The organism is Paraburkholderia ribeironis (assembly GCF_900019265.1).
In the GTDB taxonomy this organism is placed as follows: domain Bacteria; phylum Pseudomonadota; class Gammaproteobacteria; order Burkholderiales; family Burkholderiaceae; genus Paraburkholderia; species Paraburkholderia ribeironis.
In genome coordinates this window covers 1-557 of the sequence record NZ_CYGX02000159.1, presented here as the reverse complement: position 1 = coordinate 557, position 557 = coordinate 1, and the positions used below count along the sequence as shown (strand labels likewise).

The 557-nt window shown below is 58.0% G+C and carries 1 protein-coding gene; it reads left to right on the top strand.

Annotated elements, in window-relative coordinates; genetic code table 11:
* Nucleotides 1-19: 19 nt before the first annotated feature.
* The coding region (locus BN2475_RS32680; RefSeq protein ID WP_245841755.1) for an AMP-binding protein at nucleotides 20-557 on the top strand (538 nt) is incomplete at its 3' end.

Here is a 557-nt window from a genome sequence, read left to right as displayed (position 1 = left end):
TGGTGCCCCAAAGGGAGTGATGGTCGAACACGTATCACTGGTCAACCTATGCAGCGCGATGGCGTCGGAGCCCGGCATCGCTGCGGATGATACTGTGCTCAATCTCACATCGGTATCGTTCGATATCGCAGCGTTAGAGCTATATTTGCCATTGCTGTCCGGCGCACGGCTGATGCTTGCTTCGCGCGATGTCGCAATTGACCCCGAGCGCCTTGTCGCACCGATCGAACAGGAAGCCGTTACGTTCGTTCAAGCCACGCCGGCACACTGGAGCGCGCTGTTGAATCACCGCTGGCCCAACGCATCTTTCACGTTGCTTTGCGGCGGCGAAGCACTGCCTGCATCACTCGCTGCACGCATGTTCGATCATGTGCAAGTCCTCTGGAACATGTACGGACCAACCGAGACGACTATCTGGTCGACTACACGTCGGATGGTACCAGGGTTGGATCCGTCTATTGGCCGACCGATCTCGAACACTCGGATTTACCTGCTAGACAGCCACGGTCAACCGGTGCCGCTAGGCGCAGTGGGTGAACTGTCTATTGGCGGCGCAG